18 protein-coding genes are annotated in these 24,624 nt (G+C 73.4%); 9 read left to right on the top strand and 9 right to left on the bottom strand.

The window, feature by feature from the left end:
* Nucleotides 1–200 precede the first annotated feature (200 nt).
* The 4 genes from PUR56_RS20435 to PUR56_RS20420 all read right to left on the bottom strand — a co-directional run bounded on the left by PUR56_RS20435 (nt 201) and on the right by PUR56_RS20420 (nt 8,614).
* Nucleotides 201–2,990, bottom strand: coding sequence for a DUF6493 family protein (locus tag PUR56_RS20435; protein ID WP_329949970.1), 2,790 nt, complete (start codon nt 2,988–2,990; stop codon nt 201–203).
* Between the two features lie 480 nt (nt 2,991–3,470).
* Nucleotides 3,471–5,828 (bottom strand): protein translocase subunit SecD, encoded by a 2,358-nt coding sequence (secD, locus tag PUR56_RS20430; protein WP_329949969.1) that lies wholly within the window; start codon nt 5,826–5,828, stop codon nt 3,471–3,473.
* A 962-nt stretch (nt 5,829–6,790) separates the two neighbouring features.
* Nucleotides 6,791–7,738: an NAD-dependent epimerase/dehydratase family protein gene (locus PUR56_RS20425; protein ID WP_329949968.1), complete on the bottom strand. Its 948-nt coding sequence runs from the start codon at nt 7,736–7,738 to the stop codon at nt 6,791–6,793.
* A 144-nt stretch (nt 7,739–7,882) separates the two neighbouring features.
* Complete coding sequence (locus tag PUR56_RS20420) at nt 7,883–8,614, bottom strand: DUF4386 family protein (protein ID WP_329877219.1); 732 nt, start codon at nt 8,612–8,614, stop codon at nt 7,883–7,885.
* A 106-nt stretch (nt 8,615–8,720) separates the two neighbouring features.
* Here PUR56_RS20420 and PUR56_RS20415 point away from each other — a divergent pair, with 106 nt between their 5' ends.
* Nucleotides 8,721–9,425, top strand: a complete 705-nt coding sequence (locus PUR56_RS20415) for a TetR/AcrR family transcriptional regulator (protein ID WP_329877217.1) — start codon at nt 8,721–8,723, stop codon at nt 9,423–9,425.
* A gap of 249 nt (nt 9,426–9,674) precedes the next feature.
* On the opposite strand, the gene PUR56_RS20410 is transcribed toward PUR56_RS20415, so the two are convergent.
* Both PUR56_RS20410 and PUR56_RS20405 read right to left on the bottom strand, forming a co-directional pair.
* Nucleotides 9,675–10,169, bottom strand: coding sequence for a hypothetical protein (locus PUR56_RS20410; protein WP_329877215.1), 495 nt, complete (start codon nt 10,167–10,169; stop codon nt 9,675–9,677).
* 74 nt (nt 10,170–10,243) lie between these two features.
* Nucleotides 10,244–11,314 (bottom strand): alpha/beta hydrolase, encoded by a 1,071-nt coding sequence (locus PUR56_RS20405; protein WP_329877213.1) that lies wholly within the window; start codon nt 11,312–11,314, stop codon nt 10,244–10,246.
* A 183-nt stretch (nt 11,315–11,497) separates the two neighbouring features.
* On the opposite strand from PUR56_RS20405, the gene PUR56_RS20400 reads away from it, so the two are divergent.
* The 3 genes from PUR56_RS20400 to PUR56_RS20390 all read left to right on the top strand — a co-directional run bounded on the left by PUR56_RS20400 (nt 11,498) and on the right by PUR56_RS20390 (nt 15,061).
* Nucleotides 11,498–12,367: an LLM class flavin-dependent oxidoreductase gene (locus PUR56_RS20400; protein ID WP_329877211.1), complete on the top strand. Its 870-nt coding sequence runs from the start codon at nt 11,498–11,500 to the stop codon at nt 12,365–12,367.
* 379 nt (nt 12,368–12,746) lie between these two features.
* On the top strand, nt 12,747–12,989 hold the full coding sequence (locus PUR56_RS20395) for a hypothetical protein (RefSeq protein ID WP_329877209.1): 243 nt from the start codon (nt 12,747–12,749) through the stop codon (nt 12,987–12,989).
* Between the two features lie 215 nt (nt 12,990–13,204).
* Nucleotides 13,205–15,061, top strand: a complete 1,857-nt coding sequence (locus PUR56_RS20390; protein WP_329949967.1) for an acyl-CoA dehydrogenase family protein — start codon at nt 13,205–13,207, stop codon at nt 15,059–15,061.
* A 210-nt stretch (nt 15,062–15,271) separates the two neighbouring features.
* On the opposite strand, the gene PUR56_RS20385 is transcribed toward PUR56_RS20390, so the two are convergent.
* Complete coding sequence (locus tag PUR56_RS20385) at nt 15,272–16,099, bottom strand: oxidoreductase (protein ID WP_329949966.1); 828 nt, start codon at nt 16,097–16,099, stop codon at nt 15,272–15,274.
* A 93-nt stretch (nt 16,100–16,192) separates the two neighbouring features.
* On the opposite strand from PUR56_RS20385, the gene PUR56_RS20380 reads away from it, so the two are divergent.
* The 3 genes from PUR56_RS20380 to PUR56_RS20370 all read left to right on the top strand — a co-directional run bounded on the left by PUR56_RS20380 (nt 16,193) and on the right by PUR56_RS20370 (nt 18,036).
* The gene (locus tag PUR56_RS20380) at nt 16,193–16,648 is read left to right on the top strand and encodes a MerR family transcriptional regulator (protein WP_329949965.1); all 456 of its coding nucleotides are present in this window, start codon (nt 16,193–16,195) and stop codon (nt 16,646–16,648) included.
* A 130-nt stretch (nt 16,649–16,778) separates the two neighbouring features.
* On the top strand, nt 16,779–17,153 hold the full coding sequence (locus tag PUR56_RS20375) for a hypothetical protein (RefSeq protein WP_329949964.1): 375 nt from the start codon (nt 16,779–16,781) through the stop codon (nt 17,151–17,153).
* A gap of 136 nt (nt 17,154–17,289) precedes the next feature.
* Complete coding sequence (locus PUR56_RS20370) at nt 17,290–18,036, top strand: phosphotransferase family protein (protein WP_329875988.1); 747 nt, start codon at nt 17,290–17,292, stop codon at nt 18,034–18,036.
* A gap of 206 nt (nt 18,037–18,242) precedes the next feature.
* Here the strand turns inward: PUR56_RS20370 and PUR56_RS20365 are convergent, their stop codons facing one another.
* Both PUR56_RS20365 and PUR56_RS20360 read right to left on the bottom strand, forming a co-directional pair.
* A complete protein-coding gene (locus tag PUR56_RS20365; RefSeq protein ID WP_329949963.1) occupies nt 18,243–19,019 on the bottom strand; it encodes a MerR family transcriptional regulator in 777 nt (258 codons plus the stop codon).
* A 4-nt stretch (nt 19,020–19,023) separates the two neighbouring features.
* Complete coding sequence (locus PUR56_RS20360) at nt 19,024–19,155, bottom strand: hypothetical protein (RefSeq protein ID WP_329875985.1); 132 nt, start codon at nt 19,153–19,155, stop codon at nt 19,024–19,026.
* 172 nt (nt 19,156–19,327) lie between these two features.
* Between PUR56_RS20360 and PUR56_RS20355 the strand changes: the two genes are divergently transcribed.
* Together PUR56_RS20355 and PUR56_RS20350 are read left to right on the top strand one after the other, a co-directional pair.
* Nucleotides 19,328–20,560, top strand: coding sequence for a serine hydrolase domain-containing protein (locus PUR56_RS20355; protein WP_329876003.1), 1,233 nt, complete (start codon nt 19,328–19,330; stop codon nt 20,558–20,560).
* 407 nt (nt 20,561–20,967) lie between these two features.
* Entirely contained in the window at nt 20,968–24,573 is a 3,606-nt protein-coding gene (locus PUR56_RS20350; protein ID WP_329949962.1) for a tetratricopeptide repeat protein, read from the top strand.
* Nucleotides 24,574–24,624: the final 51 nt, after the last annotated feature.

Genomic DNA, 24,624 nt, shown 5'->3' with positions numbered 1-24,624 from the left:
CTACCGGTCGCGATCACATCTCCGGCGAAGCGGAGTTCCACGCGGGCCTGGAGGCCCGACCGGCCACGGAGGGCAGGCGGACGATGAGGCCGGGCCCGGACGGCGGCTCCCGGCGCGGGGCCGCCGTCCGCACCGCAGCCGGGGCGGCGGGCGGAGCGGCGGCTCCCCCGGTCCCTCGCCGTAGCGCGCCTCCGCTGTGGTTACGTCGTAAGAATCTTGGCCAGGCGGGCCGCCTCCGTTCGGACGCGACCGGGTGCGGCGGATCCGGCCAGGATGTCGAGGGCCGGGAGGGTCGTGCGGATGCCTTCGGCCGCCGCGCACTCGGCGGCGAGGGCGAGGACGTCGGCCAGCGCGCGCCGCCCGGGTTCGTCGGCGGCCTCGGTGATCACGGCCGCGAGCGTCGCCCATACCGCCGGACCCGCGCCGCTGCGCGCGGCATCGGCCAGGACCGGCAGGATCCGGTTCGGCTTCACCACGGACAGACGCCAGAGCGCCGCGAGCCATTCGCCGAGCACCTCCGGCCGGAGCCGACCGCGTGCGGTGGCCGTCAGCAGGAAGTCCAGCGCGGCGGTGCGGCTCTCCGCACGGGTGGCGGTCAGCCCGTAGGCGAGCAGGAGGTGACTCACCGGTCCGAACTCGCCCGGGGCCTCGGCGAACCGGGGCAACAGGGGGTCGGCTCCCCGCGGAGCGGACGGGTCCGCGCGGAACGCCACGGAGGGCAGGCCGTGCGCGGCGACGGCCTCCGGGTGCCAGGGTGCCAGCCAGGCCAGGTGGAGGAGCTCGGTCGACGAGAGCGACGGCACGCCCACGAACCGGGCGTGCTCGGTGGGGTCCGGGACGGCCTGGAGGAGGTCGGTGACACCCTCGGGCACCGCCGCGTCGTCGGTGTGGGCGAGGGCGTCGGCGTCCGCCACGACGGCGCCGTCGACGGGCAACGGTGCGATGCGCGGGACGGTGGGCGGGCGCCGACCGTGCGGACCGACCGGTTCGGGCTGGAACGGGGACTGGACGTGGAACCGCTGCGGTGCGGGCGGCGCCGGGTCTACGGGCAGATCGAAGCCGAGCCCGCCGGCGGCGGTGCGGACCGCCGCCAGCGCGTGCGGGGCCACCCGGAGCAGCGCTTGGGCCACGTCCTCGGGCCAGGGCCGGGCACCGGCGTTCCGGTACGCCGTGAGCCGCTCCACCAGCACGGCCCCGTCGATCGTGCCGTCGCCCGCTGTGGGCGTCGCGAGCAGGAACGGCACCGGCGCGGTGGTGATCCGGCGCGCCGCCTCGTGAATGCGCAACGCGGGCGCCACGGCCGGAGTCCTGACGTAGGCGGGCAGGCCCAGCAGGGTGGCGGTGTGCCGGTCCGACTCGTTCGCACGGCCGGTGAGGGCGTCGAGCAGGCAACCGAGCGCTGCCTCGATGCTGCGGATGCCCAACAGCCGGTTCGGGTCCCGGTCCCGCCGTTCGGCGAGGGGGGCGAGCGCGTCGCGAAGGGCGGCCTCGTCGCGGTGGTGCTCCGCGACGAGGGCGGCGAACACCGTCTCGAACTCCCCGGGGTCGGGCAGGCGGGCGGCCATCACGGCACTCAGCCGCTCGGCGGCTTCCAGGGGGTCGGCGGGCGGGGCCGGCAGCGGGGCGGGGCCCCCGTACACCGCCACGACGGGCATGTCCTCGCTCGGCCCGGCGCTCGGGGCCGTGAGGGCCAGCAGACTGCGGGCGTCGCGCTGAAGGGCGGGGCCCAGGCCGTCGGCGGCGGCGCGCACGGCTTCGGCGGTGGCGGGCGTGACGTGCGGCAGGTAGCGCGCGACCAGGCGCAGGGCCTGCTCCTGGATCGCGGGCGCCGGGTGGGTGAAGGCCGTGACGGTGGCGGGCAGCAGGTCCTCGGCCGCGGCCGGGTCACGGCGCAGCGCGGCCTCGACCTGACCCAACTGGGCGGTCGCGAGGGCCTTTTCCGGTCGGGCCAGGACCCCGGCCGTGAGTTCGGCGAGCAGGTCTCCCGGCAGCCGCGCGTTCACGGAGCCGAGTGCCTTCTGGGCGGCCTTCGCCGCACCCGGCGCACCGTCGACGGCCAGCTGGACGTGGTCACGGGCCCGGGCGAGGATCTCCTCCGCGTCGAGGGCCAGTGCCGTGTGGAGCTGGAGGAATCCGCGCAGGTTGCCGGGTCGGTCACCGCGCAGCAGCAGACCGAGGCACAGGTCGATCAACTCGGCGCGGTCGAACAGGCCCTCGCCCGCGAGTGCGGTGAGCGCCGTCGGCCACTGGTTCTGCGGGCCGTGGCCGGCGGCGTACCGGTCGGCGAACTCGGTCCCGACGTCGGGGACTTCGAAGAGCCGACGGACGAACTCGCCGATCCGGGGCTGCGCACGCAGCCAGGAGAGCAGCGAGTCGTGGTGCGGCACCGGCTCGCGCAGGCCCTGGTCGGCGAACCACTCACCGATCTCGCGGTGGTGGTAGTGCATCAGGCCGCCCTCGCGCAGCCAGCCGACCACGTAGCCGTCGGTGGTGGGGACCTCGGCGCCGGACCAGACGGCGAGGCCGTGGGCGACGATCCAGCGGTTGGCGTCGCCTCGCGCGGGCAGCCATTCGGCGAGCCGCACGGCGAGTTCACGGTGGAACGCGGCGTCACGGTGCGGCACGAGCAGCGCCCTCAGGACGACGTGGTGGTCGGGGCTGGTGGCGCCTCCGCCGGGCAGCGGCCAGGAGACGTCGAGCAGGCGCCGGGAGGTCAGCCAGTCCAGGGCCTCGGCCGGGGTCGCGGCGGACAGGATCCCGGCGAACTGCAGGGCGGCGAGCTGGTCGTAGGCGGCACGGTACCGGCCGGGGTCGCCCGCCGTGAGCTCGCGCACCAGCTCGGTGCGGAGCTTGCGCAACGGCGCCCGCAGGTGACGCAGTTCGGCGGCGGGGACCGGGCCGAGCCGGTCGATCACCCCGTGCGGGAACCGGGCAGCCACGAGGGCGCGCACCTCGTCCCAGCTGATCGTCTCGTCTGCGCGGTCGGTCACGGCGCCCCCACTCGGTCCGGTTGATGATCACGAACCTAGCCCGCGCCACCGACAACCGCGTACGCGGGTGGACGTGCGACCAGCGGCGACGCTCCCGGGTGCCCGGGAGGGGGCGGGGTGCCACGGGATCTGCGGACCACGTTGCCGACCGTGTCCACCGTGTCCACCGGGAAACGGACCGGCGGGCCGACCCCGCGAGGGGCCGACCCGCCCGTGGGCCGCGCTGCCGGACGAGCCCGGACCGCCGGAGCGGTGCGGGCCCGGACGGCGGGAGGGGGGATTCCCGCCGTCCGGGCCCTGTCCTGGCCGCCCCGTCCTCTTCTCACCCCGATCCGGCGCGACAAACCCCCGACTCCGGGCAGCGACCAGTGACCGGCTTCGGCCAGGGTGCGGTGCGCCGGGGCCCGGGAGTCTCCGTGGTCGACCGCCGCGCGAACGGGCGGTCAGGATCGGCCGGTCAGGACGGGCCGGTACCGCGGCTCAGACGACGGCCCCGTTGCGTTCGCGTGCGGGCGCGGCTCGGCCGGCACTCGGCCGAGCCGGGTCCTGCGGCCGGTCGGGGTACCGCTCCTGGAGCAGCACGGTCACCGGCATCGCGGTGAACACCGTCGACGCGGTGCCCACCACCACCCCCGCCAGCAGCGCCACGGAGAAGTCGGTCAGCGAGTCCCCACCGAGGACCGCCAGGGCCACGAGGACGAACAGCGCGCCCATTCCGGTGTTCACCGTACGAGGCAGCGTCTGCGCCACCGCGCGGTCCGCGAGCTCCGGCCAGCTCGACGACCTGCCGCCGCGGCGCAGTTCACGCAGCCGGTCCAGGACCACGACCGTGTCGTTGACCGAGTACCCGACCACGGTGAGCAGCGCGGCGAGGAAGACACTGTCCACGGGCTTGCCCAGCCAGGCGAAGAGGCCGACGACGAGCAGCACGTCCTGCATCATCGCCGTCACCGCCGCCGCCGCGTACGTCCAGCGGAACCGGACCGTGAGGTAGAGGAGTTGGGCCGCGACAGCCACCCCGAGCGCGATCACGGCGTAGGTGCGCAGTTCGCTGCCCAGACTCGGCCCGACCAGGTCGTCGCGTTCCACCGACACCTCCCCGGTGACGGCGGTCAGTGCCTCCCGGATCCGCTGCTGCTGGTCGTCGCCGGTCTCCTTGGTACGGACGGACACGCCCGTGTCGCCCGTGGTCTGCACCACCGCCTGTGGGAACCCGGCGTCGATCACCGCCGCACGGGCGGCGTCCGCGTCGATGTGCCTCGCGGCGGTGTACTGCGCCACCCGCCCGCCGGTGAACTCGACCCCGAACTCCAGGCCGCGCACGCCGATGCCGCTCAGGACCAGCAGCAGGAGCCCGGCGCAGACTCCGAGCCACCGCCGCCGGTGGCGCATCAGCCGCGGCGGTCGCCGGGTCAGGCGCACCCGCAGCCGGCCGACGGTCGCCAGTCCCGTCAGGGCCGGCCGCCGCGCGACGAAGGGCCGCCGTACCGCCCATTCTGCGAGCAGCCGGGTGATCAGCATGGCCGAGACCATGGAGGCCAGCACGCCGATCGAGAGCGTCACTCCGAAGCCCTTGACCGGCCCGATCGCGAAGACGAAGAGCAGCCCGGCGGCCAGGAGCGTCGTCACATTCGAGTCGGCCACGGCACTCCACGCCTTCGCGAACCCGGTGTGCAGCGAGCGCCGCAGGTCGCGTTCCGGTCCGCGTTCCGGTCCTCGCTTCTGTCCACGGGACTGGGCACCGAGCCTGGCGTACTCCTCCCTGGCCCTTTCGAAGACGAGCACGTTGGCGTCCACCGCGATGCCGACCGCCAGCACGAAGCCGGCCAGTCCCGGCAGCGTGAGGGTCGCGCCGAGCGCGACCACGGCGGCGTACGAGATCAGGCCGTAGAGGGCGAGCGCGATGGTGGCGAGTGCGCCGAGCAGCCGGTAGACGGCAATGATGAAGATCGCGGTGCACAGCAGGCCGATGCCCGCGGCCAGAGCGCTGGCCCGGATCGCCTCGGCGCCGAGCGAGGGGCCGACGGTGCTCTGCTCGATCGCCTTCACCGGCACGGGCAGGGCGCCGCCCTCCACCAGCGCCGCGAGATCACGGGCCTCGTCGGCCGAGAACGCGCCGGTGATCTGTGCCGAACCGCCGGCGATCCCCTGGCCGCAGGGCACGCTGTCCTGCATGCCCGGCGCGGACACGATCCGGTCGTCGAGCACGATCGCCACCCGCCGGGCGGGGTCCGACGGCCCGGCGCAGGCCGCGTCACCGGTGAGGCGCGCCCAGGTGTCGGCGGCCGCCCCGCGGAAGGAGAGGTCGATGCCCCAGCCGCTGCCCGACCGGGTGTCGAGCACCGCCCGGGCGCTCTTGACCCCGTCGCCCGTCAGGGCCGGCGGGCCCAGGAGCAGCTGCCTGCCGGGTACGTCGGGATCGGCGAGGGCCCGCGAGCCGTCCGCCGCCGGGGACCCGACCGGTCCGTCGGCGGCTGCGGTGGCGCCGGTGACGGCGTGGAAGGTGAGCTGTGCGGTGCGGCCGATGACCTCGGCGGCCTTGCGCGGGTCCTGGACTCCGGGAAGTTCGACGACGATTCGGCGCTCTCCGGAGCGGGCGAGCGAGGGTTCGGCCACGCCGAGGCCGTCGACCCGGCGGCGCAGCACCTCCAGCGCCCGGTCGGTGGCGGCGGCGTCGGCGCGCACGCCGGGTGCGTCCTGGGTCTCCAGGACGATGCGGGTCCCGCCGCGCAGGTCGAGGCCGATTCGGGCGGGTGTGGTCAGGGCGACGTAGAACGAGACGCCGACGACGGCGAGCGCGAGGAGCGCACGCCAGAACGTGGCACGACGAGAGGACATGGGTTCTCCACGGGCGGTCCGCGGGATCCGGGCATCGCCGACGGGCGGGTGCCGTTCCCGGGGACGGGCGGACGCAAGGGGACAACGCGCCGCAACGAGCCTCCGGCGTCGAACGGCCGGATCCCTCTCGTTCCGGGCCGCGGGCATGCCGCGGCTCCCGGGACGGCGGGCGCGTGGAACGTCAGCTGCTCCGGGTGGAGGGAGGACCGCGGGTGAGCCGCGGGTCGTACGCGCCGCGGGGCGGTGCCCGTTCCTGTCGCGGCCCCGGGGCGGACGCCCCCGTCAGGGGCGCGGGACCGGCCGGGCACGCGCACGCGAGGACGGCTGGCGGCAGAACGGGCAACCGCGTGGCGGGTTCCGTGGCCGTCGTCCGTTGCAGGGCGGCATCCGAGCCGCTGCGCTCCGGCCCGCGCCGGACCTCCGGACGTGCGGGGCCGACCGGCACGGGGGTGGCGGGTGCGGCCGAGGGGACCGCCGGCGCGGGGGCGGCCTGCGCGATCGGGGCCGTACCGAGCAGGACCAGGCACAGGGCCCAGACGGCGAGGAGTACGCACGGCAGCGCCACCGCCGTGCCCGGACGGACACGACGGCCCGGCTCGGCCGCTCTCACCACCCGTTCCCTCACCACGCTCCTCCCGCGAGTGACTCACTGTAGGCGACGACGCCGTCCGACGGTGCAGCGGTCCGATTCCTGTCCACCCGGCCGACGGTGAGTGCCCCTTCGGCCGGTGGCCGTGCGGGCGCGGGGGCATCACCGTGCGGGCCGCAGGGGCATCACCTCGGCGGGCCTGTACCGCGGGCGCGTTCGGCGAACCAGAACCCGGCCGACACCGCCGTCCGTGACGAATGCCCCGCGTCGCAGCACGACGACCGTGCCGGACGGATCCCCGCACGTGGGGAGACTGCGTGCACTCCGGGGCAGGCCCGGCACCTGCACGTCGGGGCGAGGACGACGGGTCCCCTCAGGCGTGGGCCACCGTGCGGGCCCGGTACCAGGCGACCGTCGCAGCCGCGCCCTCCTGCGGCGTGGTGACCTCGGCGGGACCGAAGGTCCGGCGGTACAGCCCGTCGTCGACGGTCCAGGGGCGGTCGAACTGGTACCAGATGTCTACCAGTTCCCTGGCGGCGGGGTTGGACAGTCCGACCAGTCGCATGAGCGGCTTCGCGGTCGCGCGGACGCGGGCGCGGGTGCCGGCTGCCTCGGCGACCTCCTCGATGAACTGCCGCGGGGTGAGCGCCGGGGCGGCGGGGAGGACGAAGGCCCGCCCGTCCGCGGCGTCGCTCTCGCCGAGCCGGACCAGCGCGGCCGCGACGTCCGGCAGGTAGTGCAGGGTACGGGGGACGTCGAGGCGCCCGGGCCAGAAGACCGTCCGGTCCCCGAGTACGGCCGGCACCACTGCGGCGCCGATGACGCTGTTCGTACCGCCGGGACCGTAGTAGTCGGCGGCCTGGCCGATGGTCACGCGAAGGCGTCCGCTGTCATGGGCCCGCAGGAGCCGGTCCGTCATCGCCTTGCGGACGGCGCCCTTGCGGCTGGTGGGTCGCTGGGGCGTCTCCTCGGACACCGGCCCGTCGATCGGTCCGTACCGGTAGAGGTTGTCGGCGAACACGAGCTTCGCGCCGGCCGCCGCGGCCCCTTCGACGATGGCGTCGGTGAGCCCGGGGAAGTCCTGCGGCCATCGGTGGTAGGCGGGTTGGGCGCAGTGGTACACGACGGCGGCGCCGGCGAAGGCGGCGCGGGCGCCCTCGGTGGTGGTCAGGTCGGCGGTGAGGGAGGTGACGCCGGCCGGCACGTCGATCGGCGTGCGCCCGACGGCGCGGGGGCGGTGGCCGCCGCGCACGAGTTCGCGGACGACGGCGGACCCGATGCCGCCGCCGGCGCCGAGGACGACGTGCAGAGGGGTGGGCATGGTGCGCTCCTTCGATGGGACGGCTGGGATACGACGGGTTCGGTGGTGGTGGCGCCGGCGTCGGCGGCGAGGTCGGCGGGGCGGGTCCCACCGCGCCGCCGGCCCCGAGGGGAGCCGCCGCCGGGGCTCCGAGGAGCGGCGAGGTCAGCGGGCCCGGCGCGCGAGAACGACGGCAGCGGCCAGGAACCACAGCTGGAGCAGGGCCGAACCGATCGAGGTGGCGGCGCCCGGATCGGCGCCGGCGAGTTCGACCAGCGGCAGGGCGAGACCTGCCGCGGTGAGGAGTGCCGCGATCAGCAGCCACCGCGGTGCGGTGCGGGCGCGCAGGGCGGCCACCGAGGCGCACACGAGCCAGCCCACCGCGAAGAGCGAGACGCCGAGGACTTCGCCGACGCCGCCGCCGAAGTCGTTCAGCACCTGGTACTGCACGGCGACCGCCTCGCGTGCGGCCGCGTCGGACGCAGCGCCGTAGGTCTCGGCGAGGCCGGGCATCGCCAGCAGCCAGCGCGAGATGCCGATCGTGCGGGCGAGGGTCGAGGCGACGGCGAACCCGACGGCCAGACGCGTGAGCAGGCTCTCCGTACCGCCGGTCAGGGCCCTGCCGGTCCACACCGCGACCGGCAGGAACAGGACCGAGTAGACCAGGTAGACGGCGTATCCGGCGCGGACGGCACCTTCGTTCTCCAGCAGCCGCGGCAGCGCGATGGCGGCGGGGTCGTCGAGGCTCGCGGGCCAACCGATCGCGGCTCCGAGCACCACGATCGGGACGATGAGGAGGAGGCCCTCGACGGCCAGCAGAACGGCGGCCGTGCGCCGGGGGTCGAAGGCGCGGGGCGGGACGCCGGACAGAGGGACCGGGTGATGGGTCACGGACATGGACACGAACTCCTTGCGAGTGGCGTTCACTGTGCGACTGGTGTTCGCACTTTAGCGAGCAGTGTTCGCAATGTAAACGGCAGTCGCACTTTGCTAGAGTGTTCGCATGCCCTCACCCACCCGCCGTGAACGGCTCCGCGCCGAGACCCTGGACGAGATCAAGGCCGTCGCCCTGCGCCAACTGCGCGAGGTCGGAGCCGCCCAGCTCTCCCTCCGCACGGTCGCGACCGACCTCGGCATGAGCCCCGCCGGGCTCTACCGCTACTTCGACAGCCGCGACACGCTGCTGACCACGCTGATCACCGACTCCTTCGACCGGCTCGGCGACGCCCTCGAACAGGCCCGCGACGCCGACCCGGACGCCGACGTGGCCGACCGGCTGCTCGCCGCACTCGCCGCCTACCGCCGATGGGCCGTCGAGCATCCCCAGGAGTTCGGCCTGATCTACGGCACCCCCGTCCCCGGCTACGCCGCCCCACCGGACGGCCCGACCAGCACCGCCACCCGACGCGTCGGCGGGGCACTCGCGCCCCTGTTCGTCGAGGCCTGGCAGGAGGGCCGGCTACGCCTGCCCGACGACGTCGCACCCGACCCGGCCCTGGCCCGCTACGCCGCCGAACTGGACCCCGGCCTCCCGACCGCCGCCGCGGCCGCGATCCTCGGAGCCTGGACCAGGCTGCACGGGCTCGTCATCCTCGAAGCCTTCGGCCACCTCCGCTGGCTGAGAAACGCGACGGCCGATCTCGCCGAGCAGCAACTCCGGCTGCTCCTCGCCGAGATCGGGCTCTCCCCCGCATCCGCCCCCCGCTGAAGCACCGCCCCCACCGGGCCCACCGGGCCCACACGCCCACACCGGATCGGCCGAGCCGAGGGCGAGGCTCCGGCCGTCCGTGTCAGCGCGGGAGGCGGACACCGCTCACGGGCGAAGCACCCGCCTCGCCCGTCGGCGCCACCCGCCCCTACAAGCCCACAACCCGGCAACGAGCAGGCAGCCCTCCCCCGCAGCCGCCGGGAAACGAACCGGGGGCGACGCCGGGGCTGCGGTGGGGGCCCTACCTGCTCAGCTGAACCCGATCTCGGTGAAGCAGCAGCCTCCGCGCGCGGCGCTGGACAGGACCGGGCCCGGGGTGAGTCGCGGGGCATGTCGGACGTACTGGCGGAAGCCCGACGCGCGGAACTTCAGGTCGAAGGCGTGACCCTCGATGTGCCAGAGCGGCAGGTCCTTCCTGCTGTCGTCCGGGACCAACTGGTGCACGTCGGCGATCTCCAGCTCCGGGGACGAGTCCTTGAATCCGAGTTCCCCTTCAAGCTCCCAAACCTCTTCGAAGACCAGCGTCGCCGGGGAGACCCAGAAGGAGAAACTCTTCGCCGGCCGCACCGGGTGGACCCAGCGAACGATGTAGTCGAGGTCGAACAGAAGCCGCGGCAGGACGTCGTCGGTCTGTTGCACGTGCAGGCCGTGGATGGTGGCGTCGTGCCATCCCATCTCCTCGAAGTCGGTGTCACTCCAGACACTCTTGGAAAGGCCTGATTCCCGGTGGCTGCCGCTGCTCATGCCCGTATCCAACCAGACCAGCCACTGGCAGCTCGTCACTGATCGGAGCTGTAGTGTGCGCCCCCGTGCCGCCGCTACGGGCGGAGGGCGTCCAGCAGTATCGGCAGGGCGTGGCGGAGTTCGCGGTACCCGTAGGTTCCGGTGTGGGTGCCGGGGAAGACGTGCGTGGTGACCGGTGCCCCCAGGCGCTTGAGCCTGCGGTCCAGCGCCCGGGCCTCGAAGCCGCAGGCGGCCTCGGTGACGGAGACAACGTCGTCGGGGAACAGGGCGATCCACTTCTCGGTGCCGGGGATGTGGACCTCCGGCTCGTCGGCGTCGAGCGGGCCGGGCGTGCCGTCGCCGGAGGAGAGGTAGACGGGCGTGTTCCGCAGCCCTTCGGCCCGGTAGTACGGGTCCCAGTCCAGCCAGACGTCCCACTGCTTCCAAGGGTCTCCCCAGATGGCGTAGCCGTCCAGGCCCACGTAGGCCGCGCCGGACAGCCACATCTCCGGGTGGCGGACGGGGTGGAAGGGGGCGCTGAAGGCGGCCACGGCGCCGAACAGGCCCGGGATTCGGGCGGCCATGCCCAACACCCCGAAGCCGCCCTGGGACTCTCCGGCCGCAGCGCGGCAGGGTCCGGCGCCGTAGTCGCGTTCGACCAGGGGGATGACTTCGCGGAGGAAGTAGGTGCGCACCAGGGGTCCGCCGGCCCGGCCGTGGTTCCACCAGTCGGTCCAGAAACCGAAGAGCGGCATGGCCGGCATGACCACGAGGACGTCGTGGAGTTCGGCCAGCTCCTGAACCTTGAACATGGTGGCCCAGGTGGTGTGGTCGCCGTCGCCGCCCGCCAGGAGGTAGAGCGTGGGCCACCGGTCGCCGGGCATTCGGCGGTCCCAGCCGCGAGGGGTCAGGAGGGCGACGGGGACGGTGCGGCCCAGGGCCGCGGAGTCGACGGTCAGCTCGATCAGCCGGTCGTCCACCTGTCGTTCCCTGATGGCCCGGCCGGTCGTGCGGGCAGGCGAGGCGGCGGCCGGCACCGATGGTCCGCCGGCCGCGAGGAGGGCGGCACCGGTCAGCAGCGCACGGCGCGTCGATGAGTAGGTCACATCCGCCTTCTCGGCAGCGGGCCCCGACTTCTTGAGGGACGTACCGGCCTGTCGCGTCATGTCTCCTCCGCAGGGCGGACTCCTGCCCGGACCACCCGCCGCCGGCCGCTCCGGAGCTCGCCGTAGCACCCGAGGGCCGAGAACCTGTCCGGGATCACGGCGTGGGTGGGCGCCGGGCGGTGCCGGTGTGGGCTGGACCATGAGGTAGGCGGCGACCATGCCCGCCATATAGCTTGACCCTTTATGACGGCCTTTCGTATCGGTGTGATGTACGACCGCTCCTGGGACCCGGCCGGGCTGCCCGCCTTCGCGCGCGAGGTCGAGGCGCTGGGGGTGGACGACCTGTGGGTCGTCGAGGATCTGGGGTGGAACGGCGGGATCTCGGCGGCGGCGGTGGCCCTGGGCGCGACCGAGCGGCTCCGCGTCGGCATCGGGATCGCGCCCGCGCCCTTGCGCAGCCCCGCGTTGCTGGCGATGGAGGTGGCCACCCTGGCCAGGGTCTTCCCCGGCCGGCTGGTGGCCGGGATCGGTCACGGTGCGCGGGAGTGGATGCAGCAGGTCGGTGTGGCCCCACGGTCGCCACTGGCGCTGCTGGAGGAGACCCTGAACGCGGTGCGCGGCCTGCTGCGTGGCGAGCGCGTCACGGTGGACGGGCGTGAACTGCGAATCGACGGGGTGGAGTTGGTCCACCCGCCGGCGAAGAATGCGGTGCCGCCGGTGATTGCGGGCGTCGTCTCGCCCAAGTCTCTGGAGCTGGCCGGCCGCGCCGCGCAGGGCACGCTCGTGGCCGAGGGCCACGGCCCGGCGGACCTGCGCGCGGTCCGCGCCGCCGCGGAGCGCGGCGGCGCGGGCGCGGACTACACGATCACCGCCTTCACCTTCGTGGGCGTGGGAGGCGTGGCAGCGCCGGCCCTGCGGGACGCCGTCGCGGGACACGCGCAGTGGCTGGGGCGCGAGGAGTCAGCGACGTTCGCGGCCGGGGGCACGGCGGCCGAGGCCACCGCAGCGCTCCACACGCTCGCGGACGCCGGCGCGCAGACGGTGGTGGTGCGGATCTGCGGTCCCGAGCCGCTCGCGCAGCTCCGCGAGGTAATGGCAGCCCTCGGCAGCTGAGGACCGTCAGTGCCCGCCGGGAAGCGCTGAAGGGTTGACGCCCCAAAGAATGAGTGGTTGATTACTCACAAGCAAACGGAACGGCGACGTCAACCCCCTAACCCCCTACTCCTGAGGGTTCAATCGTCCGACAAGATGGCAGCCCGCAGACGGCCATCCGATCAGGCAAGGGAGTAAGTGATTGACCACACCTAGTCTGCTGCATGATCGGTCAGGCATGACCCCTCACCGCCGAACGCACCACTGACACCGCCGTCGACAGGAGCACCCCGGCGTCGCCCGATTCACGGCCCCTGGATCGCGAGCGCCGACACCCCGAGGCTCCACTCCCCAACCGCAGCACCGCATCCCAGATCACGACCATTCGATGGAGGACCCGATGTTCGACAACCGAGACGAGCTGGCGCAGTCGTTCGAGAAGCACGACGGGACGCACGCCGAGAAGCACGACGGAAAGCTGGACCGGAAGGCCGACAAGAAGGCCGTGAAGAAGCGTCGGCGCACCCGGCAGTGGGCCGCGGAGATCGCGGCCTACTCCGGCCTGGGAGTGGTCGTCCTGGCCGAACCCTGGCTGCTACTCCTGCTCGTCGTCCCGGCCCTGGTGCTCGCCCTGCGGGACTGACCCGCTTCGCGGATCCACCCCTGGCAGCCCGTCACCCGAACCGCGAGGTGGCGGGCTCCCGGCCCGCCACCGGGAGCGGGCGGGCGCGGGGATCGGCGTTCGGCCTGCTGTCCGCAGACCGGGCGGGCGGTCACAGGCAGGCAGGGAACGGCCACCCCGGGTGACCTTGATCACAACACCGTGTCATCCGCGAGGGGCGAGCCATTAGTGAGAACATGATCCCCATTCCCGGCACCCGCAGTGCCGACGCCGAACCCGGCACCCCCGACCCCGCCGTCACGGAGCTGCGCCATCTCCTCTTCGGGGCCGACCGGGCCCAGGTGCACGGCCCCTGGCAGGAGTTAGCCACCGACCCGTCGATGCACCGGCAGCACGAGACCGATCTCTCCGACCAGCTCGACGCCTCCTACCGGCGTCTGCGTCGTCTGAACCGAATCACCGACCCCTTCGAACTCTCCCGCGACCCCTACCGGCTGACGGCCCTCCACGAGTGGACCGGCCCACTGGACGGCGCGCTCACCGTCCTGGCAGGCATTCACTACAACCTCTTCCTCGGCAGCCTGCTCGACCACGACCCCCACCCCAAGCGGCCGTTGACCGAGTACGCCGCCATGGACCGGATCGGCACCTTCCTCTGCACCGAGCTCGCGCACGGCAACGACGCCACCGCCCTGGAGACCACCGCCGCCTACGACCAGGCCGACCGCACGTTCACCCTGCACACCCCGCACGGCGGCGCCCGGAAGTTCATGCCCAACACCAGCCTGGCCGGCGGCCCCAAGTCCGCCGTGGTGGCCGCGCGGCTGCTGGTCGAGGGCCGCGACCACGGCGTGTTCCTCTTCCTCGTCCCGCTCGCCGACCACCGGGGCACCCTGCCCGGGATCACCGTGCGACCGCTGCCGCTGCGCCCGGGAAGTCCGGTGGACCACTGCCTGACCTCCTTCGACCAGGTCCGCCTGCCGTACGAGGCGCTGCTGACCGGCGAGCAGGGCCGGCTCGCGGACGACGGCACCTTCACCAGCGCGATGGGCAGCAAGCGGAAACGGTTCCTCACCGGAATCGGCCGGGTCACCCTCGGCAAGCTCTGCATGAGCGCCAGCGGGATCGGCGTCGCCCGGGCCGCGCTGGCCACCGCCGTCCGCTATGCCCACCACCGCCGGGTGACCGGTGCCCGGCCGGACCGCCGGGTACCCGTGTGGGCGCACCGCACCCACCACGGCCCGCTGGTCGAAGGGCTCGCCACCGCCTACGCGATGACGGCACTGCACCGGGTGGCGACCGCCCGGTGGGCCGAGCGCGACCGCACGGACCCGGAGGCCGTCACCGTCGCGGAACGCCAGGCCGCCGTGGCGAAGGGCTGGATCACCTGGCAGGCGCGTGCCCTGCTGATCGAGTGCCGTGAGCGCTGCGGGGCCCAGGGCCTCCTCCCCGTCAACGGAATCGTTTCCGCGGCCATCGACGTCGAAGGGACGATCACCGCCGAAGGTGACAACCTCGCGCTCTGGGCGAAGACCGGGGCCGAACTGCTGCTCGACCGGGATCCGCCGCCGGCCGGCGCCACCGAGGGCAGCCTGAGCGACCCGGCCGTCCGTCAGAGACTGCTGCAGACCGCCGAGCACCTCCTGCTGGTCCGCGCGCGGGCCCGGCTTCGCGAGGCACCCGCCGGCGACGGCCTGCGCCGCTGGAACGCCGCCGCTCCCGCCGCTCTGGACGCCGTCACCGCCCGGGCCGAGCACCAGGCCGGGGCAGCCCTGCTGGCCTGGGCGGTGCGCGCCACCGATCCGCAGGCCCGCGCGGCGCTCCTGGACCTGCACCTCGTGTTCACCCTGCGGCGCCTCCAGGCCCGCAGCGGCACGCTGCACGGTGAGCGGCACCTGACGGCCGCCCGGCTCGACGAGTTGCCCGACCTGATCGAGCAGGCCATCGCCCGGCTCGCCGACCAGTCCCTCACCCTGGTCGACGCCTTCGATCTGCCGGAACGATTCTTCGCCCTGCGTCCGATCGCCAACGCCGACTACCAGGAAGCCTTCGAGGACGCACCTGCCCACGGGGGCCTCACCGTGGGCGCCTGACGGAGGATATGCCTGACGGAGGGCTTTGACGGCACGCGGCCGTCCGACAGCGGAACGGCCCCCGCCCGGCGCCCCTGGGAGGGCGCCTGGCGAGGGCCTCGCGCGTCCACCGTCCGGCATCGTGGGGACCGGTGGAGGGGGAAGCCTCGGGCGCTCAACCGACCGGGCTCGGCCGTCGAGCGGGCGGCGGCCGGGGCGACCGCTCGTCCGTCAGACGGAGGTGGAGAGTGCTACGTGGCGCCACTGGTCGAGTTCACGCCGTACAAGATCCAGTTTCGCCTCGACACGCTCGACCGCGTCTGCGCCCAACTGCAGGCGCAGCGGAGGCTCGGCGGTCTCGGTGACGTCCACGATGGCTCTGGCGGCCTTCGCCGGGTCGCCCGGCTGCCGGCCGTCGTTGTGGACCAGTGCCTCGCGCACCGGTCCCGCGGCGGTGCTGTAGTCGGCGATGGTGGCCGGCTCGATCCGGAGGCTGGCGCTGCCCAGGAAGTCCGTGCGAAAGCCGCCCGGTTCGATGATCGTGACGCGGACTCCGAGGGGGGCGAGTTCGCCGTGGAGTGCTTCGGAGATGCCTTCGAGGGCGAACTTCGACGCGCCGTAGAGGCCCGTCGCCGGTGCGGTGGCGAAGCCGGCCACGGAGCTGATGTTCAGGACATGTCCGGATCGCTGGGCGCGCAACGTCGGCAGGGTCGCCCGCAGCGTGTTGAGCACGCCGAACACGTTGACGTCGAACAGTGCCCGAGCGGCCTTGTCCGAGGTCTCCTCGATCGCGCCGACGAGTCCGTACCCGGCGTTGTTGGCCACGACGTCGATCCGGCCGAACCGGGCGAGCCCGGCCTCCACAGCGGCCGTCAGCTGCTCCGGTTCGGTCACGTCCGCGTTCACCGCCAGCAGTCCGTCCGGCTGGTGCGGGTACGCATCGAGCACCGCCGACACGTCCCTCGCTGTAGCGATCACGCCGTGTCCCCGGTCCAGTGCCTCGCGGGTGATCTCCGCGCCGAGCCCCCGCGATGCCCCGGTGACAAACCAGATACTCATGCTTCTCCCCTGTTCCGTCGACCCGACGGGCCGACGGCTCGACGCTAGACCCTAGAGTCGGGTCTAGATCAACAGCTGGGTGAGGGGGCGCTCATGGACCTGAGCATCGGTGAGGTGGCGCAGCGCAGTGGGCTGAGCGTGCACGCGTTGCGGTTCTACGAGCGGGAGGGCCTGTTCGCCAACCCCGTACGCCGTCTGTCCAACGGCCGCCGGATCTATCACGAGGAGGATCTGGGATGGCTGGCGATCTGCACGAAGCTGCGTTCCTCCGGCATGTCGCTGGCGATGATCCGGCAGTACATCGAGCTGGTCCGCCAGGGCACGGGCAACGAGCAGGAACGGCTCGAACTGCTGCGCCGACACCAGGACCACGTGGAGGCCCAGGTCCGGGAGCTGCAGGAGACCCTGGACGTGATGCGGCACAAGGTGCGGATCTACGAGGACCATGTCGCCCGGGGCGAAGCCGACCGGCTCTGGAACCCGTCCCACCCGGATGCCGGGGCCTGCTCGGAACCGGTGGATCGGCTCTGTGAGGTCACACCCTCCTGAGCGATCTGGAACGTGATCGCCGGTGCCCTGGGAGGAATGGTTCGCCGGGATCATCCGGGCAGGCCGTTGAGTGGCCTCCTGCGTGGTCAGGACACTAGGTTCGACGTTGATCAAGGGGGTGGGACCGGGCATGACGGTCGACGGCAGATGGTTCGTGTTGGTCGAGGAGAGCTACGAGGGCAGGACCGACGACGGCGGTACCTCCTGGCGGCTCGGCCGCCAGGAGGAGGCGGGTACCTTCGAGCAGGCCCGGGAGGCGGCCGTGGAGACCGCCCGGACCTTCCGGCCCGGGGGCTGGCTGGGAGACCACTGGAACCCGCACCACGGGCGGCGTATCTACCAGTTGACGGACCGGTCCTGGCTGGTGGAGGTCACGCAGGGCCACCAGAGGAGAACGTTCCGGGTCACCCTGGGCAACCTCGTCGAGGTGGTGGCCGAGACCGAGCCCGCGCCCGTGGCCGCTCCGAGGAAGAAGGGCCTCTTCGGCCGCGCTCAGGACTCCTGACGGAGGTGGTGGGCCTGAGCCGGTCAGCGGTCGGTGTCGTGCGCGAGGCCGCCGGGTAGCAGGACCTGGTCGGCCGCGTCGTCGCACGCGACAAACCTGGCGACGTCGGCGATTGTCCCCGGGATACTGGTCGCCCATGGATGAGGTCAAAGTCGTTGTCGCCCATCCCGAGCGCGCCACCCTGCGCGTCGGCGACGTGTTCCTGAAGGTGGACGCCGATCAGGCGCGCGTCGACGTCGAGGTCGAGGCGATGTCCCTCGCGCCGGTTCCGACCCCCGAGGTCCTGTGGCGCAACCCGCCCGTACTCGCGATCGCCGCGCTCCCGGGGACGACACTCGGGCGCCTCGGTGGGCCGTCGACCGGGTCGTCGGCGGCGTGGGCCGCGGCGGGCGCCGCCATCCGGAAGCTGCACGACGCACCGCTGCCGCCCTGGCCCGGCCGGGCCGGCCGCGGCACCGCCGCGCTGGCGGCCGAACTCGACGACGAGTGCGAGCTGCTCGTGACGAAGGGTCTCCTGTCCGCTGACCTGGTCACCCGCAACCGCCAGGTCGCCGAGGCCGCGCTCCGGCCGTGGACTGCGGCGTTCACGCACGGCGACCTGCAGATCGCGCACGTCTTCGTCGACGGCGACGAGGTCACGGGCATCATCGACTGGTCCGAGGCGGGCCAGGGTGATGCCCTGTACGACCTCGCCACCTTCACGCTCGGACACGAGGAGCACCTCGACGACGTCGTCGCCGGCTACGGCACCGACGTCGACCTCGACGTGATCCACGCGTGGTGGTCGTTGCGAAGCCTGCTGGTGGTTCGCTGGCTGATCGAGCACGGCTTCGACCCGTTCGCGCCGGGATGTGAGGTCGACGTCCTGAGATCCCGGATGTGAGGCGGCGCGGACCCGACTACTGCGCAGGCGTTCCGACGCATGCCCAGGCCGTCCCCCCGGGGGCGCATCGCCTGCCCGTACTGACGGCTCCGGGCGCCGACGTCGAGCGGGGCGCCGTCGCACCGGGGCCCGTCCGGCAGCCGACCAGGTCCGGAGGCGGCGGGGTACGGCGTACCTCCCGCGGTGTCAGTCCTACCGGTCGACCGTCACTGGTGCGGGATTTCGATGCCGGCGGCGCGCAGGTGCGCCTCGACCAGGGTGTTCAGCCGGGCGATGGCCGGCTCCTGATCCTCCCGGTGGTGGTTGATCAGTCCGTACCGGGCAGAGGCGTCGGACCGGCGCCGGGAGCCCGCCGGCACCTCCAGCAGCGCGCGGCCGGCCAGCAGCTTGTCGGCCAGCGAGGTCGCCAGCTCCTCGATCCGCGGGTCGTCGGGCTGCCAGGACGCCGCCTCCAGGCCGCGCTTGGTCAGTTCGACGAGCTCGGGATCGCCCAGTCCGTGTTCGAGCCTGGTCAGGAAGGTGTCGAAGACCTCCGGGGCCAGCGCCCGGGCCAGCACCAGGGCCTCCCGTTGCGTGGCGACGTAGTCGGGGCCGAAACCGAGGCCGGCGAGCCGGTCCAGGACCGCGCAGGCCCGGTCGGGCAGGAGGGCGCGGTCGCCGTGGGCGAGCCGGTGCAGCGTGTCGCGTCGCGCGATCAGGTCCTCGACCTGTGCGGTGAGCCGACGGTGGACATCGTCCAGGGCGGCGGCGAACCGCTCGGGATCGGCATCGAGCAGCTCGCCGATCTCGGCCAGCGGGACGCCCGCTCCGGCCAGGGTCCGGGCCTGGACCAGCCGGAGGAGGTCGGCCGACCCGTAACGCCGGTAGCCGGAACCGTCACGTTCCGGCTCGGCGACCAGGCCGAGCCGGTGGTAGTGCCGCACGGTCTTGATCGTGACGCCGACGAACGCCGCGGCCTGACCGATCGTGAGCCCCCCTGCCATCGGCTCAACGCACCCGCAGATCGTGGGCGTCCGCGTCCCCGCGAGCCGCGTCGGCCCGGACGTCCTCGGGCACGGTCGAGCGGTGGCCGCAGGCGGCCTTCGCGCTCACTGTGAGCTGGGGGTTGCGGATGATCACAGAGGTGAGGGTAGCGCGCGTCCGCTCCCGTCCGTCTCCCGCCCGCCCCCTCGGTGTCGCGTTGACCTTGACCTTGGGTCAAGGTGCACGCTCCTTCCGAGGCCGCCACGAAGGGGCCGGGCAGCCACCGGGGCCGCCGTGGAATCGAACACCGTGGACAAGGGGATTCATGATGGCAAGGAACGACAGCGGCTTCTCCGAGGCAGGGCTGCGCCGGCTGCACGACGTGCTGGCACGGCACGTCGAGTCCGGGAGGATTCCCGGGCTCGTCGCCCTGGTCAGCCGCGACGGCCGGACGCACGTCGAAGCGCTCGGGACCATGCGGCACGACGGGGGCGCGCCGATGCGCCGGGACACGATCTTCCGGATGGCGTCCACCTCCAAGCCGGTCACGACGGCGGCAGCGATGATCCTGCTCGACGAGTGCCGGCTTCGGCTGGACGAGCCGGTGGACCCGTGGCTCCCCGAGCTCGCCGACCGCCGGGTCCTGAAGCGGCCCGACGGCCCGCTGGAGGACACCGTGCCCGCGCGGCGGCCGATCACCGTACGGGATCTGCTGACCTCCACGTTCGGGCTCGGACTGGACTTCGATCTGCTGGAGTCCCCGATCCGGGCCGCCACCTTCGAACGCCTCGACTACAGCGTGGCGTCCGGCCCGGCACCGGACCCGGACGAGTGGATGCGCCGCCTCGGGGAACTGCCGCTGTCGTACCAGCCCGGAGAGCGGTGGCAGTACGACCTCAGCAACGAGGTACTCGGCGTGCTGGTCTCCAGGGTCACGGGTCGGCCGTTGGAGACGTTCCTGCGCGAACGCGTCCTCGAACCGCTCGGGATGAAGGACACCGCCTTCCACGTACCCGCCGAGAAGATCGACCGGCTGCCGCCCCTGTACGGGCCCGACCCGCAGACCGGGGAGTTCCACGTCTGGGACGAGGCGGAGGGCGGAAGGTCCAGCCGGCCCCCGGTCTTCCAAGGTGCCGGCGGCGGGCTGGTCTCCACCGTCGACGACTACCACGCCTACTTCCGGATGCTGCTCGATCACGGGGTGCACGGCAGCGAACGGGTCCTGTCCCGGTCCGCCGTCGAACTGATGACCACCAACCGCCTCGCACCCGGGCAGCAGACCTCCCGGGACGCCATGTACCGGAGCATCGCCCACATGACGGTCGGCCAGGGGCAGCAGGGCGGCTGGGGCTTCGGGATGGCGGTGCGCACCCATCGCAGCGACTACGCACCCGTCGGTCAGTTCGGCTGGGACGGCGGTACGGGCACCACCGTCCACGCCGACCCGGACGACCGGCTCACCGGAATCCTGCTCACCCAGGTCGGGATGTCCACCCCGGACTCGGCGCGGCTCATCCACGACTTCTGGACCACCCTCTACCAGGCCACCGATTCCTCCTGAGGATCCCGAGCGGCCTGCGGGACGGCCTGCGGGACGGGCGACGGGACGGCTTCGTCGCACCGCCCGTCCCGCAGATCGCACTCGTGCCCGGAGAACGGCACCTGGGCCGACGCCGTACTGAGCGCCCACCCCGGCCGGAGCCGAACCCGTCGCTCCGCTCCCCGCAGCGGCCACGGGCTCGGCGGATCAGCTGCGGGAGCCCGGCCCGGGGTCCTACGGTGTTTCGCATCGGCGTGACCGTGCGTCAGGTACACAGGACGGGTTCGGTCGGGGTGGAAGAGGAACGGGTGGCCGCCGTGACCGGGCCGAGGGGGACCGGTCCCGGATCGGGGTCGGGATACGCGGTCGGTGGCCGGCTCGTCCTGACCTCCGCCCACGTCACCGGACCTGTCGGCACGAGGGTGGAGGTGTTCCACCCTGGCGGTACCGGCAGCGCGGGCGGGCGCGTGGTGTGGGCCGGCACACCGAAGGAGCGTGACGACGCCGCACTGGTCCTGGTCGACGACTCCGAGCACTGGCAGCCGCCGACCGCGCCCGTCCGGTGGGGGCGCACGGTCACCAGACGCCCTGGCGCGCGCTGCGAGACCTGGGGCGTACCGGACGAGGCCCAGCGCCACGGCCGTCCGATCGAGGCCTCCCAGCTACGCGGGGAGGTGAACCCGGGAAGTGGCTTCGTCGGTAACCAGTACGTCATGGACCTGCGCACGCCCGTGTCCGGGTGGCGCGGCGGCGGGACGTCGCCGTGGGGCGGTCTGTCCGGCGCCGCGATGTTCTGCGACCGCTACCTGACCGGCGTCGTGGCCGCCGATCGGAACCACTCCGCCCACGGCCGGCTGAACGTCGTCCCGGCCTACGTCCTCCACCACGACCCGGCGTTCCGCGCCGCCCTGGCCGAGCACGGTGCCGGCCCGGTCGGGGGTCTGGAGCCGGTGGAGTTCCAGGACCTCACCGACCGCGCCGATTCTCCTGCCGGCCGGCCCGTTCCTGCGACACCGGCGGCGCTGCTGGAGGCCGGGCGGCAGACCGTTCCCTTCCACGGCCGCGAGGACCTGCTCGCCGAGATGACCGCGTGGTGCGCGCTGGGCGGGTTCGGAGTGTGGCTGCTGCACGGTCCGGGCGGTCAGGGCAAGACCCGCCTCGCCCACCACCTCGCCCATCTGCTGACTGCCGACGGCTGGGCGGTGCTGTGGCCGCGGGCCGCCGCCACGACAGCCCAGCTGCTGGACGTGCGGCGGGCGGCGAAGCCGGTACTGGTCGTCCTCGACTACGCCGAGACCCGCCCCGAGCAGCTCGGGGCCCTGATCGAAGCCGCCGCCGAACACCCGGGGACCAGCCCCCTCAGGCTGCTCCTGCTCGCCCGGACCGCTGGCGACTGGTGGCACCAGGCCACCACCGCCACCCGCCAGGCCGAGGACCACCTCGCCACGGCCCGCACCCACCGCCTCACCCCCCTCGAAGACGACCCCGGCCGGCGGGCCGGCCACTACCGCGAAGCCGTCCACGCCCTCGCCACGGCCCTCCCCCTCGTCCACGGCCTCGCCGGACACGACTGGACCGCGGCCTCCGACTCCCTGCCCGTGCCCCGGCACCTCGGCCACGATGCCTACGGCAACGCCCTCACCCTCCACATGACCGCCCTCGCCGACCTCCTCGACGCCACCGGGCCCGAACCCCGAATCGGCGGACCCGGACCGGCGGGAAACGGCGGGACACACGGGCGTGCACAGGACGTCGAGGACCGGCTGCTCGGCCACGAGAGCCGGTACTGGCGCGACAGCGCCACCGCCCGTGGCCTCAGCCCCGCCTTGAGCACGGCAACCCTGAAGACCGCACTCGCCGCCGCCCACCTCGTCGGCGCCGCCGACCGCGAACACGCCGACCGGCTCTGGCGACGACTCCCGGCACTCGCCGACCAGCCCCGCGACCGCCGCGACCAGGTCACCGCCTGGCTCGCCACCCTCTACCCCGCCGACACCGCCCCCGGCGGGCCGCCCTGGGGATCACTGCAGCCCGACCGCCTCGCCGAGCGCCACATCGGCCGCACCCTCGACACCGACCCCCGTCTCGCCGACCACCTCCTCACCGACGCCGACGAAGGCCGGGCCGTACAGCTCCTCACCGTCTACAGCCGCGCCGCCGCCCACCCCGTCTTCCACCGGCGCCTTGAGAACCACCTCACCGACCTCTGTCTGCGCCACGACCGGCAGATGGCCCGACACATCGTCACCACCGCCATCCGCACCGACCACCCGGGGCCCCTGATCGCCGCCCTCGACGCCATCACCGGTGATTCCAGCACCCCACCCCACCGTCTCGCCGGGCTCTACGGCCTACTCCCCCACGCCAGCCAGCGTCTTGCCTCCACCGCGGCCCGCCTCTGCCACCAACTCGTCGAACACCACCGCACCCTGGCGGCAACGGACCCCGGCGTCCACCTCCCCGACCTCGCCATGACCCTCAACAACCTCTCCGTCCGGCTGGCAGAGGTGGGCCGGCGGGACGAGGGCCTCACCGCGATCGAGGAAGCCACCGACCACTACCGCACCCTCGCGACGGCCGACCCCGGTGCCCACCTGACCAACCTCGCCATGGCCCTCAACAACCTCTCCGTCGAACTGGGTGGTGCGGGCCGGCTGGACGCTGGGCTGGCCGCGATCGAGGAAGCCACCGCCCACTACCGCACCCTCACAGCGGCCGACCCGAGCGCCCACCGACCCGACCTGGCGATGGCCCTCACCAACCTCTCCGTCCGGCTGGCGGACGTGGGCCGATGGGACGAAGGGCTGGCAGCCGCCGCTGAGGCCACCGCCCACTACCGCACCCTGGACGCGGCCGACCCCGGTGCCCACCTGCCCGACCTCGCCAAGGCGCTCAACAACCTCTCCGCCCGGCTGGGAGCCGTGGGCCGACGGAACGAAGGGCTGGCCGCCGCCGCTGAGGCCACCGTCATCCGCCGCACGCTGGTCGCGACGAATCCCGACGCCCACCTGCCCGACCTCGCCAAATCCCTCACCAACCTCTCGGTCGGGCTGGGCGAGGTCGGGCGCGGAAGCGAGGGACTGACCGTCGCTGCGGAGGCCGTCGGCCACTACCGTGCCCTCACCAGCAGCAACCCGGGCGCCCACCTGCCCGACCTCGCCATGGCCCTCACCAACCTCTCCGTCCGGTTGGGCGGTGCAGGTCGGTGGAACGAAGGGCTGGCCGCGATCGAGGAAGCCACCGCCCGCTACCGCACCCTCGCAACCGCCAACCCGAGCGCCCACCGACCCGACCTGGCGATGGCCCTCAACAACCTCTCCATCCAGTTGGGCGAGGTGGGTCGGTGGGACGAAGGGCTGGCCGCGATCGAGGAAGCCACCGGCCACTACCGCACCCTCGCGACCGCCAACCCCGACGCCTACCGACCCAACTTGGCCCTGACCCTCGTCAACCTCTCCACCAGGCTGGGCGACGTCGGCCGACAGGACGAAGGGCTGGCCGCCGCCGCTGAGGCCACCGGCCACTTCCGCACCCTCGCAACGGCCAACCCCGACGCCCACCGACCCAACCTCGCCAAGGCCCTCAACAACCTCTCCACCCAGCTGGGTGGTGCGGGCCGGCGGGCCGAAGCGCTGGCCGCGATCGAGGAAGCCACCGGCCACTACCGCACCCTCGTGGCGGCCGACCCGAGCGCCTACCTACCCGACCTGGCGATGGCCCTCAACAACCTCTCCGTCGAACTGGGGGGTGCGGGCCGGCGGGACGAAGGCCTGGCCGCGATCGAAGAAGCCGCCGCCCACTACCGCACCCTCGTGGCGGCCGACCCGAGCGCCCACCGACCCAACCTCGCCCTGACCCTCAACAACCTCTCCGTCGAACTGGGGGGTGCGGGCCGCCGCGAAGAAGGCCTGGCCGCCGTCCGAGAAGCCGTCGCCATCCGCCGAAGCCTCGCTCAGGTCTACCCCGCCCGCTTCGAAATCGCTCTGCAACAGTCCCTGGACGTGGCCGAGTGGCTCGAAGGGCTCGAACCGTAGCGCAGAGGAACAGCGCACGCTCGGAGCAGCACTCCCCGCCGGTCGGAGCCA

It is taken from the genome of Streptomyces sp. BE303 (genome assembly GCF_036290945.1).
GTDB lineage: Bacteria > Actinomycetota > Actinomycetes > Streptomycetales > Streptomycetaceae > Kitasatospora.
This window is presented reverse-complemented; position numbering and strand designations above follow the sequence as displayed.